15 protein-coding genes are annotated in these 13,846 nt (G+C 70.5%); 11 read left to right on the forward strand and 4 right to left on the reverse strand.

From position 1 onward, the window contains the following. The coding region (locus ACWEMY_RS28260; RefSeq protein ID WP_452392466.1) for an acyl-CoA thioesterase at positions 1-333 on the reverse strand (333 nt) is incomplete at its 3' end. Positions 334-357: 24 nt separating this feature from the next. Continuing rightward, positions 358-1,308, reverse strand: coding sequence for an AraC family transcriptional regulator (locus ACWEMY_RS28265; RefSeq protein WP_452392467.1), 951 nt, complete (start codon positions 1,306-1,308; stop codon positions 358-360). A 98-nt stretch (positions 1,309-1,406) separates the two neighbouring features. Here ACWEMY_RS28265 and ACWEMY_RS28270 point away from each other — a divergent pair, with 98 nt between their 5' ends. From ACWEMY_RS28270 to ACWEMY_RS28280, 3 genes are all read left to right on the forward strand, one after another. Then, positions 1,407-2,252, forward strand: coding sequence for an NmrA family transcriptional regulator (locus ACWEMY_RS28270; RefSeq protein ID WP_452392468.1), 846 nt, complete (start codon positions 1,407-1,409; stop codon positions 2,250-2,252). A gap of 94 nt (positions 2,253-2,346) precedes the next feature. Further along, entirely contained in the window at positions 2,347-3,564 is a 1,218-nt protein-coding gene (locus ACWEMY_RS28275; RefSeq protein WP_452392469.1) for an MFS transporter, read from the forward strand. A 22-nt stretch (positions 3,565-3,586) separates the two neighbouring features. Further along, a complete protein-coding gene (locus ACWEMY_RS28280) occupies positions 3,587-3,817 on the forward strand; it encodes a hypothetical protein (RefSeq protein WP_375934939.1) in 231 nt (76 codons plus the stop codon). 1 nt (position 3,818) lies between these two features. Here ACWEMY_RS28280 and ACWEMY_RS28285 read toward each other — a convergent pair whose 3' ends face one another. Next, positions 3,819-4,961 carry a DUF5925 domain-containing protein gene (locus tag ACWEMY_RS28285; RefSeq protein WP_452392470.1) on the reverse strand — a complete coding sequence of 381 codons (1,143 nt, stop codon included), beginning with the start codon at positions 4,959-4,961 and terminating at the stop codon, positions 3,819-3,821. 120 nt (positions 4,962-5,081) lie between these two features. Between ACWEMY_RS28285 and ACWEMY_RS28290 the strand changes: the two genes are divergently transcribed. Then, positions 5,082-6,650: an MFS transporter gene (locus ACWEMY_RS28290; RefSeq protein ID WP_452392471.1), complete on the forward strand. Its 1,569-nt coding sequence runs from the start codon at positions 5,082-5,084 to the stop codon at positions 6,648-6,650. A 106-nt stretch (positions 6,651-6,756) separates the two neighbouring features. On the opposite strand, the gene ACWEMY_RS28295 is transcribed toward ACWEMY_RS28290, so the two are convergent. Next, on the reverse strand, positions 6,757-7,476 hold the full coding sequence (locus tag ACWEMY_RS28295; protein WP_452392472.1) for a hypothetical protein: 720 nt from the start codon (positions 7,474-7,476) through the stop codon (positions 6,757-6,759). A gap of 155 nt (positions 7,477-7,631) precedes the next feature. Here ACWEMY_RS28295 and ACWEMY_RS28300 point away from each other — a divergent pair, with 155 nt between their 5' ends. From ACWEMY_RS28300 to ACWEMY_RS28330, 7 genes are read left to right on the forward strand one after another with little or no spacing between them, the layout of a single operon-like run. After that, positions 7,632-8,630 (forward strand): iron chelate uptake ABC transporter family permease subunit, encoded by a 999-nt coding sequence (locus tag ACWEMY_RS28300; RefSeq protein ID WP_452392473.1) that lies wholly within the window; start codon positions 7,632-7,634, stop codon positions 8,628-8,630. Further along, the gene (locus ACWEMY_RS28305) at positions 8,627-9,679 is read left to right on the forward strand and encodes a FecCD family ABC transporter permease (RefSeq protein WP_452392474.1); all 1,053 of its coding nucleotides are present in this window, start codon (positions 8,627-8,629) and stop codon (positions 9,677-9,679) included. The genes ACWEMY_RS28300 and ACWEMY_RS28305 overlap by 4 nt, the downstream gene beginning before the upstream one ends. A gap of 8 nt (positions 9,680-9,687) precedes the next feature. Next, on the forward strand, positions 9,688-10,500 hold the full coding sequence (locus ACWEMY_RS28310) for an ABC transporter ATP-binding protein (protein WP_452392475.1): 813 nt from the start codon (positions 9,688-9,690) through the stop codon (positions 10,498-10,500). A 46-nt stretch (positions 10,501-10,546) separates the two neighbouring features. After that, positions 10,547-11,542 carry an ABC transporter substrate-binding protein gene (locus tag ACWEMY_RS28315; RefSeq protein WP_452392476.1) on the forward strand — a complete coding sequence of 332 codons (996 nt, stop codon included), beginning with the start codon at positions 10,547-10,549 and terminating at the stop codon, positions 11,540-11,542. After that, positions 11,539-12,765 carry an enterobactin transporter EntS gene (gene entS / locus ACWEMY_RS28320; protein ID WP_375934917.1) on the forward strand — a complete coding sequence of 409 codons (1,227 nt, stop codon included), beginning with the start codon at positions 11,539-11,541 and terminating at the stop codon, positions 12,763-12,765. The genes ACWEMY_RS28315 and entS overlap by 4 nt, the downstream gene beginning before the upstream one ends. Beyond that, positions 12,762-13,601 (forward strand): siderophore-interacting protein, encoded by an 840-nt coding sequence (locus tag ACWEMY_RS28325; protein ID WP_375934914.1) that lies wholly within the window; start codon positions 12,762-12,764, stop codon positions 13,599-13,601. Before entS ends, ACWEMY_RS28325 begins: the two co-directional genes overlap by 4 nt. A 2-nt stretch (positions 13,602-13,603) precedes the next feature. Further along, positions 13,604-13,819, forward strand: coding sequence for a phosphopantetheine-binding protein (locus ACWEMY_RS28330; RefSeq protein ID WP_375934911.1), 216 nt, complete (start codon positions 13,604-13,606; stop codon positions 13,817-13,819). Positions 13,820-13,846: the final 27 nt, after the last annotated feature.

The following is a 13,846-nucleotide window of genomic DNA, read 5'->3' on the forward strand; positions in this document are numbered from 1 at the left end:
CTCGCCGGTGGCGGCGAGTTCGTCGCCCGCCTCGGTGACGCGGAAGATCGCCAGGTCGTAGGTGATGCTGGAGTTGCCCAGCCGCGCGATCCGCAGGCCGACGCGCAGTTCGTCGGGAAAGCTGACCGAGCCGTGGAACCGGCACGAGGTCTGGGCGACGACGCCCAGCGCGGGCAGCGCGGTGATGTCGACGCCGGTGGCCCGCATCAGCCAGGCGTTCACCGCGGTGTCGAAGTAGGAGTAGTAGGTCACGTTGTTCACGTGACCGTACTGGTCGTTGTCGGCCCAGCGGGTCGGCATCGGCCACAGCACGGGGTAGGTCATGCCTGCCATCTTGGCAGGCACGCTCCGGGCCGTTCAGGCCGACGAGGACAGCGCGGCCGCGCTCCCCTGCCGGTGATCGCGTGGGCTCACCCCGAAATGCCGTTTGAAGGCGGTGCTCAGGGCGAAGGCGGTGCCGTAGCCGACCTGGTGGGCGATGGATTCCACGGTCGCGTCGGATTCGGCGAGCAGGTCGGCGGCCAGCGACAGCCGCCATTCGGTCAGGAAGGTCATCGGGGGTTCGCCGACCAGGTCGGTGAACCGGCGGGCCAGCGCGGCCCGGGACATGCCGACCGCCTCGGCCAACGCGACCACCGTCCACGGGTGCGCCGGATTGTGTTGCAGCAGGCGCAGGGCCTTGCCGATGAGCGGGTCGCTGTAGGCGTGGTACCAGGCGGGGGCGTCGTCGCGGGCGAACCAGGCGCGCAGGGCGGCGATGAGCAGCAGGTCGAGCAGGCGGTCGAGGACGGCGCCCTGGGCGGGGCGGTCTCGGGTGGCCTCGTCGACGAGCAGGTCGAGCAGGCGGGTGTCGAGTTCGCCGCGCGGGAGGACCGCGACCCGGGGCAGAGCGCGCAGGAGGCGGCGGCTCACGGCACCCGCGTGCTCGTAGGTGCCGGTGACCATCAGGGTCTCGCCCTCGGGGTCGGTACCCCACTGCCGGACACCGAGACTCAATGTCTCGCACAGGATCTCGCCGTCAGGAGTGGTGGTGACCTGGCCCGGCTGGATGATGATCTGCGGCTCGGTGGCGGGATCGTCGGCCACCGTATACGGCTGCGGGCCACGGAATATCGCGACATCACCGGCGACGAGCTGGCGCGGCGGCGCCGAATCCGAACTCACCCAGACGTTTCCGCGGATCATCGCGAGCACCGTCAGCGGCGCCTCGTCCTGGATCCGCAGCGACCACGGCGGGTTGAGCAGCGAGCACATCAGGAACGCGCCGCGGGCCCGTGGACCTTCGAGCAATCCGGCTAGGGCATCCACCCGTCCCACCCTAGCCGCGGCGCCACCGTAGACGCCCGCGCATGGAGGTGAGCGCCACAGCGATGTCGCCCCGGCTCCGTGGCCGGTGTACTCGAGGCATGCCAGAAAACATCACTGACCAGCGACTCTCCCTCATCACCGGCGGCACGGGCAAGACCGGAAGCCGCGTGGCCGCGCTCCTGGCGGCCGCGGGCCACCGGGTGCGCATCGGCTCGCGGACCGCCCCGATCCCCTTCGACTGGACCGACCGGACCACCTGGGCGCCCGCCCTCGCCGGTGTCGACGCCGTCTATCTCGCTTTCCAGCCCGACCTCGCCGTCCCCGGCGCACCGGATGTGGTGCGCGCCTTCACCACCGAGGCGGTGGCCGCCGGTGTGCGCTCGGTGGTGCTGCTGTCGGGGCGCGGCGAGCCCGAGGCCCTGGAATGCGAACAGATCGTGCGGGATTCGGGCCTGGCCTGGACCGTCGTGCGGTGCAGCTTCTTCGCACAGAACTTCAGCGAGGGCGCGTTCCTGCCCGATGTGCTCGCCGGGGCCGTCGCCCTGCCCAACGGGGACGTGCCCGAGCCGTTCGTGCACGCCGACGACATCGCCGAGGTGGCCGCCGCCGCCCTCACCGATCCCCGGCACGCGGGCGAACTGTACGAACTGACCGGGCCGCGCGCGCTAACCTTCGCCGAAGCCGTCGGCGAGATCGCCGGGGCCGCCGGGCGCGAGATCGTGTTCGTCCCGGTGCAGCGCGCGGAATTCGTTGCGGCTCTTGCCGAATACCAGGTGCCCGGTGACGTGATCAGCCTGCTCGACTACCTCTTCGGCACGATCCTCGACGGCCGCAACTCCGCCACCGCCGACGGAGTCAGCCGCGCGCTGGGCCGCGAACCGCGCGACTTCCGCGACTACGCGAAGGAGACCGCCGCCACCGGGGTCTGGACGCCGACCGCCTGACGACCCACGCGCGGGCGGCTCGGTGTAGGCCCGGTGACCCCGGCGCGAGGTGAGCTCCAGGGACCCTCGAAGCGCGGCCGGTACCGTCGAGACGGTGACTCCAGCGACGATCGACCGGCGCCTGCGCGAGGCCAGGGCGGCCGTGTTCGCGACGTTCACGCTCAACGGGTTCCTGCTGGCGATGTGGGTGGTGCACATTCCGGCGATCACCGACCGGACCGGGGTGTCGGCCTCGGTGCTGGGGATGCTGATCCTGTTGCTCGCGGGCGCGGCGATCGTGGGGATGCGGCTGGCCGGGCCCGCGGCCGACCGGTTCGGCAGCCGCACCCTGGTCGCGGTCGCCGCCACCACCATCTCGGTGACGGTGATCGGGCCGGGCCTGGCGGGCGGACCGGTCACCCTGGCGCTGGCGCTGGCCTGTTTCGGGCTGGGCAACGGGGCACTCGACGTCTCGATGAACACCCAGGCCGTGCACGTCGAACGGGCCTACCAGCGACCGATCATGTCGGCGTTCCACGCCATGTTCTCCGGCGGCGGCTTCGCCGGGGCGCTGGTGGGCGCGACCGCCCAGCGCGCGGGCTGGGCACCGGAACTCACGCTGACCTGCGCGGGCGTGGCCGGGCTGATCATCACGGCACTCCTGGTCCCCCACCTGCTCCACCACCCGACCACCGAAACCAGATCCCGCGCAGAGCATTACGACTCCGATCCCGCGGTCGGCCCGAGCCCGGCCTCCCGCGACGCGAGCGGCTCGCGCGGCCGACGGTCGGCAAGGGCCCGGCGCGTGTACTCGCTCGGGCTCATCGCGTTCGTGCTGTTGCTCGCCGAAGGCGTGGCCGGGGATTGGAGCGCCCTGCAGGTGCGCGAGCATCTCGGCGCCACCGAGGCCGACGCGGCACTGGCCTTCGGCGCCTTCTCGGCCACCATGACCCTGGGTCGGTTCCTGGCCGACCGGGTCAGTGGAGCCTTCGGCCCGGTGGCGATCGTGCGCTACGGAAGCCTTTTGGCCGCAGCGGGATTCGCCGTCGTCATCGCCTCACCGTGGTTGCCGCTGACGCTGGCAGGCTGGGCGATGTGCGGGCTGGGGCTCGCCGGTGGTGTCCCCCAGATCTTCAGTACCGCGGGCAATCTCGGTGGTACCACCGCCGCCACGGACATGTCGCGGGTGTTCACCGTCGGCTATCTGGGCCTGCTGGCCGGACCCGCCATGATCGGCTGGCTCACCGCGCTGATCCCGCTCACCGCCGCGCTCGCGGTGCCGCTGGTCCTCACCCTGGCCTGCGCCGCGGCCGCGAAGGTCGTCGCCCGGTGAGCGGCCTGGCTACCCTGGGCGCATGTTCGCCAACGATCGGCTCGACGCGAAACTCGTCCGCGTCGAACGCAAGCTCGACCTGATCATGAAGCACCTCGGCATCACCGACCCGGCCACCGAGCTCGATTTCGGCGAGGTCGACGAATTACTGCGGCGCGGCAAGAAGATCCAGGCCATCCGCGCCTACCGGGCCCTGCGACCGGACGCCTCGCTGGTGGAGGCCAGGGACGCCGTCGAGGCGCGCCAGATCTAGCTCACAGGTACATCCCGACCTCGGGGGTGTGGTCGGAGGTGGAGCGGATGTGGCTCTCGCCGTCGCGGTGGGCGACGAGTTCGGCGAGGGTGGCGCCGTCGGCGAAAGTCCGGTCGCCGTCGTGGTTCTGGCGGGCGAGCCAGGCACCGGCTTCGGCGGCGGTGAGCCTGCCGACCTCGAGCTGGGCCAGACAGCGGCCGGGCCGGACGACGGCGGGGTGCAGCCGGGACAGGTCCTCGTTGGTGGTGATGGCGATGAGTACCTTGCGGCCCTGGCCGAGCATGCCGTCGGTGAGATTGAGCAGGCGCGAGAGCTTCTGTCCCGCGGCCTCTTTCGCCTCACCGCGAATGAGTTCGTCGCAGTCCTCCAGCACGAGCAGGCGCCAGCGGCCGTCCTCGTCGTCCCCGTCGGCGCCCGCGGCCACCTCCATCAGGTAGCCGGGATTGCTGAACAGCTCCTCCGGATCGACCACGCAGTCGACCTGGCACCACGGCGCCCACGCCCTGGCCAGCGCCCGCAGCGCGGTGGTCTTGCCGGTCCCTGGCTCGCCGTGCAGCAGCACGAGCCTGCCGCGGACATCGGCGACGGCCAGTTCCATCAGCCGGTCCAGGCCCGCCGCGACATCGGCGGAGTAGTTGCCGCGGATCTCCGGCCAGGCCGGGGCCGTGATCCGGCGACGGCGCCGCGCGGGCCTGCGCACATCCATGTGCCAGAAGCCCATCTCCACCGTCGCGTCCGCGTCGCGCGCCTGGGCGGCGCCCTCGGTGGCCTCGGCCAGCACCGCGAGCGCGAGTTCGTCGGTCGTCGCGGTCACCTCGACCGTGGCCGACCCGCCCGCCCAGCGCACCGCGCGCAGCGACCAGCCCTCCCCGGCGGCGAGCAGCGCGCTGCTGTCGTCGTCGGCGACGGCACGCACGACGCGCGAGCCCGCGGGACGCAGGGCGGCCTCGGGCCGGGCCCGGTCCAGATGGGTCTGGCGGGCGAAGGGCTGGTCACCGCGCAGGAACGGCGCGAGCGCCAGCGCGTCGACGGCGTCGCGGGTGGAGTAGGTGGAGTCGATGGCCGCCGACCACGGAAACGGCTCGCCCGGTTCCCGCGGCGGCAGTGGATCGACGAGCCGGAGGCGTTCATCACGTGTGGACATCGGGCCCATCCTCGCGGGCCGCCGCCCGGAATGTCCAATGAGTTACCGGCCGCCCGCACGCCGGATGCCCCCGAAAAAACCGCTGGCACGTGTACTCGAATCGTCGGTAACGTCGAGGGCGTGACTTCCACGCAGAGCACGCGCGACGCCGCCGAATCCGCCCCGTCGGCCGGGCTCAGGGAGTGGATCGGGCTGGCCGTGCTGGCCCTGCCCACGCTGCTGATCTCGATGGATCTGAGCGTGCTCTACCTGGCCATCCCGCACATCAGCGAGGCCCTGCACCCGAGCAGCTCGCAGCTGCTGTGGATTCTCGACATCTACGGCTTCCTGGTCGCGGGTTTCCTGATCACCATGGGCACCGTCGGTGACCGGATCGGCAGACGGAAACTGCTGATGATCGGCGCGTTCGCCTTCGGTGTCGCCTCGGTGGTCGCGGCCTACTCCAGCAGCGCGAACATGTTGATCGGCACCCGCGCGCTGCTCGGTATCGCGGGCGCGACCCTCATGCCGTCCACGCTGGCGCTGATCCGCAACATGTTCCACGACGACCGCCAGCGCACCACCGCGATCAGCGTGTGGATGACCAGTTTCATGATCGGCATGGTGATCGGCCCGCTGGTCGGTGGCGCCATGCTGGAGAACTTCTGGTGGGGCTCGGTGTTCCTGGTCGCGGTGCCCGCGATGGTGCTGCTGCTGGTGAGCGGACCGCTGCTGCTGCCCGAGTACAAGGACCCGAACCCGGGCAAGCTCGACCTGTTCAGCGCGCTGCTGTCGCTGCTGTCGGTGATGGCCGTGATCTACGGCATCAAGGAACTGGCCAAGGACGGCTGGGCCGTCGACGCGCTGGCGGTGCTGGCGGGCGGGTTGGTGCTCGGCACGGTGTTCGTCTTGCGTCAGCGCAGGCTCACCGATCCGCTGATCGACCTCGGGCTGTTCGGCAATGTGCGCTTCAGCGGGTCGCTGGTGGCGCTGATGGTCGCCATGCTCGCGATGGGCGGGCTGTTCCTGCTGCTGTCGCAGTATCTGCAACTGGTGCTGGGGCTTTCCGCGTTCGAGGCGGGCCTGTGGACGGTGCCGCAGGCGCTGGCCATGGTGGTGGCGGCCGGGGTGGTGAGCGCGCTCGCGCCGCGCGTGCGGCCCGCCTATCTGATGACCGGCGGCCTGGTGATCGCCATGATCGGCTACGCGCTGTTCACCCAGCTCTCCGGCGCCGACGACCTCGCGCTCATCGTCACCGGCATGGTGGTGTTCTCGCTCGGCCTGAGCCCGATGTTCGTACTCGGCCTCGACCTGATCGTCGGCGCGGTCGACCCGGCCCGCGCCGGTGCCGCGTCCGCGATCTCCGAGACCGGCCAGGAACTCTCGGCCGCGCTCGGCGTCGCGGTGATCGGCAGCATCGGCACCGCGGTGTATCGCGGGCGGATGGCCGAGACACTGCCCGACGGGCTCCCCGCCGAGGTCGCGCACGCCGCCGAGGACACCCTCGCCGGTGCGCTACAGGTGGCCGCGGCCCTGCCCGAGGCGCTCGGTGCCGAGCTCACCACGGTGGCACGCCAGGCCTATACCCATGCGCTCCAGGTGAATTCGGTCGTTGGCATCGGGCTCACGGCGGTCGCCGCCGCACTGGTGATGGTGCTGCTGCGCCGGATTCCGGCACCGAACGAGAGCACCGGCGCCGAGGCGAAATAGCCCTGGGACGCAGTGGGCACGGAAACGGCGGAATCCCGCCCGATCGTGATCGGGCGGGATTCGTCAGCTCGCCGAGTTGTCCCCTCCACGAGCCGTGGGGTGCGACCTACTTGGCAGGCGCGGGGTTGTTCGGCATCGGGGAGTTGATGGTGGTGAAGTACTGCACCGCGGCCATGATCGCGACCGGGGCGGCGATGAACAGCTGGCCGGCGAGGGCGCCGAGCGAGCCCATCGCCATGATGCCGCCGATGCAGCCGATGGCCGCGGCGGGGATGAACGGGCCGAACATGCCGACGATGGTCGCCGCGGCAACGGTGGCGCCGGCGATACCGCCGAACACACAACCCACAGCCGCGCCACCGAGGCCGCCGACCAGCGCGCCGACAGCGGCACCGAGGGAGATGGTGCTGCCCAGTCGGCTCCACGCCGCCTGCTCACGGTCGTACTCGCTCTTCCACGGCGCCTTGTCCTCGTAAGGCAGCGCGACCGGCTTGTAGACCGCGTGCGCGGCATCGAACTTCGGGGTCAGCGTGGCGGTGCGATCGGTGATCTCGGCGGCGATCGGGAACTCGAAGTCGTCGACACGGAAGGCCAGTTCGGTGCCCGCGACGGTGGTGCCGTCGGCAGCCTTGATCTTGAACACACCATCTTCGACCACCATCGAGCCCGCGTCGGTACCGATGATCGTGCTGGTCTCGGTGGTGGTGGAGGTGAAGTTGATCGGCGCGCTCGCATCCACGGCAGGAGCTGCGTGGCTGGTACCGGCAACGATGCCGAGGGCAACGCTGACGGTGGAAGCCAACAGGGCGAACTTGGTGATTTTCACGGGGGTGAGCCTTTCGTGTTCCTCGTGTGAACTGCGCGGCGCAACAAGCTGCGGACCGAACGCATCGAGACCATAGCTAGGTAAGCCTCACCTATCAAGACCTTGCTTGCGCTAATCTTCGTGGCGAACCGTTCGATGCGAGAGAGATTTTCCTGATGAGTAGTCCGCGCTGGTGCGGCTGGTTGCTGACAGTCGCCCTGCTGATCGCGGCGTGTTTGCTGAGCCTGCTGGTCGGCACGAAAGCGATCCCGGCCAGTGAGGTCTGGGCGGCGCTGACCGGGCCCGTCACCACGCCCGATCACGTCACCGTCACCGAATACCGGCTTCCGCGAACCGTTCTCGGACTGCTGTGCGGGCTCGCCCTCGGCGTAGCCGGTTGCCTGATGCAAGGGCTGACCCGCAACCCGCTCGCCGACCCCGGTTTGCTGGGCGTGAACGCGGGCGCCGCATTCGCCATCACCGTAGCCGTCGGCATCCTCGGGGTGAGTGAAATCACATCGTATGTGTGGTTCGGCTTCCTCGGTGCCGCACTGGTTTCGGTGGTCGTCTACCGGCTCGGCACCGCGGGCCACACCGGCACCGATCCGATCCGGCTGACGCTGGCCGGTGTCGCCGCCACCGCGGTGCTCGGCGGTCTCACCCGCGGCCTGATGCTCATCGACCCCAAGGCCTTCGACGAGATGCGCCGCTGGGACGCGGGTTCGCTCACCAATCGTGGGTTCGACATCATCGTGGGCGCCGCGCCGTTCATCATCGCCGGGCTGATCATCGCCGCGATCTGCGCGCGCTCGCTCAACGCCGTCGCCCTCGGTGACGATCTGGCCCGCTCGCTGGGCGTGCACGTCACCCGCACCCGGCTGCTCACCGCGCTGGCGCTGGTGCTGCTGTGCGGCACCGCGACCGCGGCCGTCGGCCCGATCGCCTTCGTCGGTCTGGCCGTGCCGCACATCGCGCGCTGGCTGGTCGGGCCCGATCAGCGGTGGATCTTCGCCTACTCGCTGGTGCTGGCGCCGCTGCTGGTGCTCACCGCGGATGTGCTGGGCCGCATCGTCATCCGTCCCGACGAGGTTCCCGCCGGCCTGGTGACGGCGTTCCTCGGTGCGCCGATGCTGATCTGGCTGGCGCGCCGTTCGCGAGTGGGAGCCACCGCATGAGCAAGATCGACTTCGGCCGCCGGACGGTGGTCGTGCGGCCACCGCGGCTCGGGATCACCGCCAGGGTCGGCGTGCGCACCGTGGTGGTGTGCGCGATCCTGCTCGTCATCGCACTGGCCACCGCCGTATTCGCCCTGGGCACCGGCGATTTCCAGATCCCCGCGGCCCGGGTGCTGCGCGCGCTGTTCGTCGGCGACGAGCGCTTCGACCGGCTGGTGGTCTGGGACTGGCGGCTGCCGCGCATCCTGATGGCGCTGGCGCTGGGCGCGGCGCTGGGTGTCAGCGGGGCGATCCTGCAGTCGGTGACCCGCAATCCGCTGGGCAGTCCCGACATCATCGGCTTCAGCACCGGCGCCTACACCGGCGCGCTGCTGGTGATCCTGATCATCGGCGGCGGCAGCTTCCAGACCGCGGCGGGCGCGATGGTCGGCGGCCTCGCCGCCGCCCTGGTCATCCACCTGCTGGCCTTCCGGCACAACGTAACCGGCTTCCGGCTGATCATCGTCGGTATCGGCGTGAGCGCGATGCTCGCCTCGGTGAACACCTGGCTGATAGTGCGCGCCGACCTGGACGCGGCCATGTCGGCGGCGGCCTGGGGCGCGGGCTCGCTCAACGGCCTGTCGTGGTCGCAGGTGGCCCCGACGATGATCGTGCTCGCGGTGCTGGCGGTGGCGTTGATCCCGGCCGCGCCGCGCCTGCAGATCCTCGAACTCGGTGACGACACCGCGCGCGCCCTCGGCCTGAACGCGAGCAAGGCCACCGGCTGGCTGATCGCGCTCAGCGTCGGGTTCACCTCGCTGGCCACCGCCGTGGCCGGGCCGATCGCCTTCGTCGCGCTGGCCGCGCCGCACCTGGCACGCAAGCTCACCCGCACCCCGTCGATCGCGCTGCTGCCCGCCGCCGCGATGGGCGCGACCCTGCTGATCACCTGCGACTGGATCGCCCAGCACGCCTTCGCGCCCACCACCATTCCTGTCGGTGTCGTCACCGGCTCGATCGGTGGCCTGTACCTGGCGTATCTGCTCGTCGCCGAAGCGCGACGGAAATAGGAAGCGATATGAACGACACTCACACCGCGCGGTTGCGTGCGGAAAAGGTACGCCTCGGCTACAAGGGCAACACGATCAGTGACCAGCTCTCCGTGGACATCCCGGACGGCAAGTTCACCGTGATCATCGGCCCGAACGCCTGCGGCAAGTCCACGCTGCTGCGCGCGCTGGCCCGGCTGCTCCCGCCCGACTCGGGCCAGGTGCTGCTCGACGGCAAGCCGGTCACCGACTATCCGGCCAAGGAACTGGCCCGCCAGGTGGGCCTGCTGCCGCAGACCTCGACCGCGCCCGACGGCATCCGCGTCGCCGATCTCGTCGCGCGCGGGCGCTATCCGCACCAGACGCTGCTGCGGCAGTGGTCGCGCACCGACGAGGAGGCCGTCGCCGAGGCGATGGCGGCCACCGGTGTCGCCGAGCTGTCGGCCCGCCCGGTCGAGGAGCTCTCCGGCGGTCAGCGTCAGCGGGTGTGGATCTCGATGGTGCTGGCCCAGCAGACGCCGATCATCCTGCTCGACGAGCCGACGACCTATCTCGACATCGCCTACCAGATCCAGCTGCTGGATCTGTGCCGCTCGCTGCAACGCGATTCGGGTCGCACGGTCGTGGCGGTGCTGCACGACCTCAACCACGCCTTCCGCTACGCCGACCACCTGATCGCCATGCGCGACGGCCGGGTGGTGGCCTCCGGGCTGCCCTCCGAGATCGTCACCGCGGAGCTGGTGCGGGAGGTGTTCTCGCTGCGGTGCCGCATCGTCGACGACCCGGAAACCGGTACCCCACTGGTGATTCCACTGGCGGAAAACGCCGCTCAGGTGCACTGACACCGGCCCACTGCCGCCATCGCAAGAAATGAGGATTTCCCCTTCCATGTTCACCCACCGTTCTCCGGGCAGGCTGCGCGCCGCCCTCGCCCTGCTGGTTCTCGCGCTGGTCGCGGCGCTCACCGCCTGCGGCACCTCCGCCGACGACGCCGCGGCCACCGGCCCGCGTGAGGTGTCCTCGGCCAAGGGCCCGATCAAGGTGCCCGCCGACCCGCAGCGCGTCGTCGTGCTCAACGGCAACCTGGCCGGCTACCTCTACGACCTCGGCGCCACCGTCGTCGCGGCCGACCCGCGCCTGCTCGGTGTCCCGAACAAGCCCGGCGAGTTCCCCGTCGGCTGGGCCGAGGACGCGAAGAAGCAGGGCACCCAGGCCGTGCCGTCCGGCGAGAACATCAATCTGGAGTTCATCGCCGCCCAGCGCCCCGACCTGATCATCGGTGGCGGCCAGGGCTACCCGGGCCAGCAGTCGGTCAACGCCTACGACCAGCTCAGCGCCATCGCCCCGACCGTGCTGATGCCGACCGAGACCACCAACTGGCAGGACCAGCTGCGTTTCATCGCCGACACGGTGAACAAGCCCGCCAATGTCGACACCCTGATCGCGAACTACCAGGCCAAGCTGACCGAGGCCAAGAACAAGATCAAGCCCCCCGCCGGCGCGACCGTGGTGATGCAGTCGATCAAGAGCCAGAAGCCGACCCTGTTCGTGCCCACCGCCGCGCTGCCCGCGCTGCTGGCCGAGATCGGTTTCACCCTCGACACCCAGATCGAGGCCAAGGCGGGCAACCCGGCCAAGGAGCAGAGCGCCGACTTCATCAGCTTCAGCCCGGAGCTGCTCAACACCGTCGTCGACGCACCGGTGCTGTTCACCATCCCGCTCAGCGGTGGCCGCTCGCTCGAGGAGCTGCGCGCCGACCCGATGTACGCCTCACTGCCCGCGTTCAAGGCGAACAAGGTCTTCGAACTGCCCGCCACCAGCTCGCGTCCGGACTACCGCACCGTGATGACCACCCTCGACCTGCTCGTGGAGCGCTTCCAGTGACCGCTCCCGGCGGATTGCTCCTCGACCTCAGCCCGCTGCGGGCCTCGCGCCCGTTCCGGTGCGCGTTCGCGGCGCGGCTGGTGTCGGTGCTGGGTATCGGTCTGCTCATGGTGGCCCTGCCGTTGCAGGTCTACCAGCTGACCGAATCCAGCGTGCAGGTCGCCGGCGTGGCCACCACCACCGCGGCGGCGCTGTTCTTCGGCAGTCTGGCCGGTGGCGTGATCGCCGACCGCTACGACCGCCGCACGGTGATCCAGTGGTCGCGCAGTGCCGCGGGCCTGGGTTTCGTGATCCTCGGCGTGAACGCCGTCCTGCCGGACCCGTTCCTGTCCGCCATCTACCTCGCCGCCGTCATCGACGGCCTGGCGGGCGGGGTGAGCGGTTCGGCGCTGATGGCCATGGTGCCGGTGCTGGTGGGCCGGGAGAAGGTGGCCGCCGCCGGTGCGCTGGTCTCGCTGACCACCGATCTCGGCACCATGATCACCCCGGCCGTGGCCGGTCTGCTCGTCGCGAAAACCGGTGTGGCCACGGCCTATTTCCTCTGCGCGCTGGCCACCACGGCGACCGTCGGGCTGATCACCGCGATCGGGCCGTCACCGCCGCCGGAACGTGAGCTGCAGAACCCGCTGCGCGAGCTGGTGGCCGGGATCGGTTTCGCGGTGCGCCACGAATCCATCCGGCTTATCCTGCTCACCGGCCTGATCGGCATGCTCGTCAGCGGTCCGCTGGTGCTGCTGCCCGCCTTCGCCGATGTCGAACTCGGTGCGGGCGCGGGCACGCTGGGCCTGCTCTACGCCGCGCCGGGCGCCGGTGCGGTGCTCGGCACCCTCACCAGCGGCTGGATGGGCCGCGTCCACACCGGCCGCGCGCTGCTGCTCACCCTGGCGCTGATGCCGATCGGCGTGATCGCGGCGGGCCTGTGGTCGCACGCGGCGCTGGTGTTCCTCGGGCTGGCCGGGTTCGGTCTGGCCAGGGCCGTGAACATGGTGCTGCGCTACGCGATGCTGCAACAGAACACGCCCGATCACATGCGCGGGCGCATGTCGGGGCTGCTGATGGTGCAGTCGGTGGCCGGTACCGCGGTCGGCTCGATGGTGGCCGGTGTCGTCGGCCAGATGTTCGCTCCCGGACAGGCACTCGTGTACTACGGCGTGGCCGTCCTGATCCTCACCGGTCTGATGGCGCTGGTCGCCGGGCCGCTGCACAGAAAGGAACAACCGTGAAAGATCGCACCGCCTACGCCGACAACATCGCCGAGGTGCTGGCCGGCGAGCACTACGCCAAGGTGCCGTACCCGATCGGTCTGCAGGAAGTGGAGGTGCTGCGGGTCGCCCCCGTCGGCGCCGCGCTGCGGCGGATCACCTTCGGCGGCCCCGACCTCGCCAAGTTCCACAGCTACGTCCCCGACGAGCACGTGCGCCTGATCTTCCCGGGCGAGGACGGCGTGCTGCGCCTGCCCAAGCTCGAGGGCACCATGCTCGACTGGGGCAACCCGCGCCCGATCTCACGCGAGTACACCGTGCGCCGCCACAGCGCCGAGGACGGCGAACTCGACATCGATTTCGTCATCCACCCCGGTGGCCTGGCCTCGGACTGGGCCGCCACGGTCACCCCGGGCACCAAGGTGCACATCGCCGGTCCGCCCGGCGGCGTGGTCATCCCGGAGACCTACGACGACTACCTGCTCGCCGGTGACATCACCGCCGTGCCCGCCATCGCCCGCCTGCTCGAGCGCATGCCGCGCGAGACCACCGGCTGGGCGCTGATCGAGGTGGCCGGACCCGAGGAGGAGATCCCGCTGGACGGACCCGCCGGAGTCGAGGTCCGCTGGCTGCACCGCGGCGAGCTCGCCCCGGGCACCAGCGACGTGCTCGAACAGGGTGTGCGCGCGCTGGAAGTGCCCGAGGGACGCCGGATCTACGCGTGGGTGGCCGGCGAGGCGGGCTGCCTGCGCGGGGTGCGCAAGGTCATCCGCAACGACCTGGGCATCGGCCCCAAGGACTCGCTGATCGCCGGCTACTGGAAGCGCGGCGTCGCCGATTTCGATCGAGAGGAATGACCATGACCGAGGAACAGGTGATCGCCGACGTGGCCGGTGTGCTGGGTGTCGACCCGTCCGAGCTGACCGCGCAGACCGATCTGCTCGACGCCGGGCTCGATTCGGTGCGCATCATGTCGCTGGTGGAGAAATGGCGGTCGGCCGGCCATGCCGACATCGACTTCCCCACGCTCGCGGGCGATCCCGTGCTCGGCTCCTGGTTCGAGCTGCTGGCCTGAGCCTCGGGGTGGCGTGCCCGGCACGCC

The sequence above is a fragment of the Nocardia sp. NPDC004415 genome, from assembly GCF_053602435.1.

Bases quoted from the DNA above. Each gene is read 5' to 3' on its own strand.
- ACWEMY_RS28315 (WP_452392476.1), top strand. From the start codon at position 10,547: ATGTTCACCCACCGTTCTCCGGGCAGGCTGCGCGCCGCCCTCGCCCTG.
- ACWEMY_RS28310 (WP_452392475.1), top strand. From the start codon at position 9,688: ATGAACGACACTCACACCGCGCGGTTGCGTGCGGAAAAGGTACGCCTC.
- ACWEMY_RS28270 (WP_452392468.1), top strand. From the start codon at position 1,407: ATGCCAGAAAACATCACTGACCAGCGACTCTCCCTCATCACCGGCGGC.
- ACWEMY_RS28300 (WP_452392473.1), top strand. From the start codon at position 7,632: ATGAGTAGTCCGCGCTGGTGCGGCTGGTTGCTGACAGTCGCCCTGCTG.
- ACWEMY_RS28280 (WP_375934939.1), top strand. From the start codon at position 3,587: ATGTTCGCCAACGATCGGCTCGACGCGAAACTCGTCCGCGTCGAACGC.
- ACWEMY_RS28305 (WP_452392474.1), top strand. From the start codon at position 8,627: ATGAGCAAGATCGACTTCGGCCGCCGGACGGTGGTCGTGCGGCCACCG.
- ACWEMY_RS28330 (WP_375934911.1), top strand. From the start codon at position 13,604: ATGACCGAGGAACAGGTGATCGCCGACGTGGCCGGTGTGCTGGGTGTC.
- ACWEMY_RS28285 (WP_452392470.1), bottom strand. From the start codon at position 4,961: ATGTCCACACGTGATGAACGCCTCCGGCTCGTCGATCCACTGCCGCCG.